At 48.4% G+C, this 3,402-nt stretch carries 2 protein-coding genes; both read right to left on the bottom strand.

Annotated features, from left to right (window positions below):
• Nucleotides 1–392, bottom strand: a 392-nt coding sequence (locus tag ACWVCM_RS00140) for a hypothetical protein (RefSeq protein ID WP_455199662.1), incomplete at its 3' end; no start/stop codon positions are given.
• A gap of 832 nt (nucleotides 393–1,224) precedes the next feature.
• Nucleotides 1,225–3,402 (bottom strand): PKD domain-containing protein (locus ACWVCM_RS00135; RefSeq protein WP_455199661.1); only part of this gene is annotated, 2,178 nt, incomplete at its 5' end.

Raw genomic sequence — 3,402 nt, 5'->3', positions numbered from 1 at the left:
GCCGATGCTTCGAAACCTAACGGTGTATGGCAGACATCGCAATTTTCAATGGTAGGGATATGACCGGAGTCCATACCAACGGCAAATGAGCCGTCGTGACATGTTTCGCATTTTTTCGGCAGGCCTTCGAATACACCACCCACATGACAAGATTCACAGTCAGCTGCAACATGGTTACCTATTAAGGGGAAACCTGTAGCAAGGTGATCAAAGGTGGATAAATCCAGTGCTTCATCATCAAACAATGAAGAGGTATCTTCAACGGCAGCATAGCTTGCAGGAAGAATAGAAAATAGCAGCGTGACAAACAGTATCACTGCCCGAAACCATGTTCCGAGCAGACAGCCCCCTTTTCGATCTCTCTTTTGTAAGTCTACTACTTTAAAAACCAAAAGACTTCTCCACCACCGCGAGAGAAATTTATTAAGCCAACAGCTAAATCGCGTACCTCGCGAACCCCCATCGTTGCCAGCAGTCTGCCTGCTTAACATTCTGACTAAGCGGCCAACAGGGTGCCACCTGTTATTCTTGTTTCTTGATTAGCTAATAAATTTTTCGTTATCCCTGCATTCCCTTCGTCGCAATCAATTGTTCCTGGAACCAGCCTCAATTAGATCTAACGGTTTGGGGAAAACAGGTCGGAGGTAAAAAGTCACTGAAATAGAAGCACCGCGATCGTGCATCGCGATCTATTCCACGAAAGGTAGGAAAAAAAAGCTGAAGAATGCGCCCTACAAAATTTACTACAATGCAAATCATTTGCACTGACCCCCGGTTATGCCCTTGCCTGCCCTTACATAGATTCAACGCCAAACAGTGCCTACTCTGCCTGGATTAAATCTCGAGATTTCAATCTATTACTCTTACCGGTTTAGAGTATTCTATGATGTCTATTAACGCAATCATTCAGTACGTAATAATACAAAAGTGCTTAGTGCTGATTACTTAGATGCTCGCAATTAATACAATTCTTGATTATTTTCCCTGGTAATTACTGACAAACATAATATATTGTTTTTGCGAATAATTATCAGGCTACCTGTTCAGATGTGGCCAATATTTATACTGTTAAAGTGATGGAATCAAGGATTACTGGAAGCATCAGTTGCGCTATTTACCTACGTATGTAGGATTTTACGCAATACAAAATAAGCCAACGGGCAGGCTAAAAAACGTCTTAATTATGAGTTTGCCACGAACAATAATGGTTCAGGAGGACAAAGGTTAAGGAGGACAAACTGGCGGTGCAGGTCCCATTCCACCACCCATAAAACTGATCGTTGCAGTCGTAGTTGCGGGTAATGAATCTTGATTGCCATCGTTTACTGTCAAGGTAACAGTATAAACGCATGCAGTACCATAGGTGTGCGTTGGCGCGATACCGGTGCCAATGGTGCCATCACCGAAATTCCACGTATAGGTTAATGGATCGCCTTCCGGATCCGTTGATAATGAACCATCAAATGTCACAATAAAATTCACTGAACCAGTGTAAGGCCCACCGGCATCAGCAGTCGGCGCCAGGTTTCCACCCGGTGGCGGTGTTCCGCCTCCCCCGCCTGGTGGTGGCGTGCCACCGCCTCCGCCTGGTGGCGTAGTACCACAGCCGGCGATATTGTTGGCCCAGGGTGTTGGTCCCGGTAAATGACAAAGATCACAATCAGCTCCTGGATCGATGGCGCAGTGGTTGCCAGGCAATGTATGACAACTATCACAACGGCCAAGTACCTGAGTATGATCAACGGCGCTTGCGGCCACTGGTGTCCATGGCGTTGGACCGGGGAGATGGCAGGCATCGCAAGCATCCAATGTAGAGATGTGTGCCGCTGATTTACCCGATGCAATAACACCGTCATGACAACTTACGCAGTTTCCGAGTACTTGCCCATGATCCACCGAAGCAGCTGGAACCGGTGTCCATTGCGACGGACCAGGTTGATGACAACTATCGCACAGGTCGCTGGTGGAGATATGTTGAGGCGACTTACCCGAAGCCGTGGTTCCGTTATGACAACTTACACAAGTACCGATAACTGCATTATGATCAACATCGGCGGCCGCCACTTGTGCCCATGGTGTTGGGTTAGGCTGATGACACGCATCACAGACATCGTTTGTTGCCAGGTGTGTTCCCGGTTTACCCGGCGCGGTTACATTGTCATGGCAGCTTGCACAGGTTCCTATCACTTGAGAGTGATCAACCGCAGCTGCAGCAACCGGTGCCCAGGTTGCCGGAAATGACTGATGACAGGCATCACATAGATCAGTACTGCTTATATGCAAACCGCCTTTGCCGCTAGCCGTAACACCATCATGACAAGTAATACATTGGCCAGGTACAAAGGTTGAATGATCAGGCGCACCACCTGTACCACCGGTCGCGGGAATCCATGCTACGGTTGTATGACAGCTATCACATTCCGCTGTCGTTGGAATATGATTGGCATCTTTACCGATAGCATCAATATTGTTGTGGCAACTCGAACATAAACCTATAACGTGATTATGGTCTACAGCACTTGGGGTGACTGGTACCCAGGATATTGGACCCGGTAGATGACAGGCATCACATGTGTCGGACGTGTTCAGGTGATTGGCGCCTTTACCCGGTGCTATAACGTTGTCATGACAGCTCACACAAGTGCCAACTACCTGGTTATGATCGACTGCTGACGCAACCACAGGTGCCCAGGTCGCCGGGAACGGCTGGTGGCAGGCATCACACAATACCGAACTATTGATATGTGTCGGATGTTTTCCACTTGCGGTTACGCCATCGTGACAACCACTACAACTACCTGGCGCAAACGTTGAGTGATCTGGTGTACCACCCGTGCCGCCAGTCGCAGGTACCCAGGCTTGCGTGTTATGACAGGAATCACACTCCAGCGTAGTTTGAACATGAGTCGGACCTTTACCAATGGCGTCGATGTTGTTGTGACAACTCGAGCACAGACCCAACACCTGGTTATGATCTACCGAAGAGGCAGGAACGGGCGCCCATGTCGCTGGGAAAGCTTGATGGCATGCATCACATACGTCAGTGGTAGCAAAATGAGCAGGGCCTTTTCCAGAGGCAGTAATGCCATCGTGGCAATTAACACAATTTCCAACGAATAAAGAGTGATCCGGGGCACCACCGGGCGGCAATGTGGCGGGCAAAAATGCCTGGGTTGTATGACAACTGTCACATTCCTCTATGGTGGGAATATGAGTTGGCGTTTTACCAGGGGCGTCAATATTATTGTGACAACTTGAACAAACACCTACTACTTCATTGTGGTCTACAACTAAGACGGGCGCAAAGGTGGTACCCACACTATGGCAGGCATCACAGTTGTCTGTTGTACTAAGATGGTTGGACGGTTTGCCTATAGCTACTATATTGTTGTGGCAGTTGGC

Source organism: Kaarinaea lacus, assembly GCF_975902315.1.
Note: the sequence above shows the minus strand (reverse complement) of the source record. Positions and strands in the feature narration are given on the sequence as shown.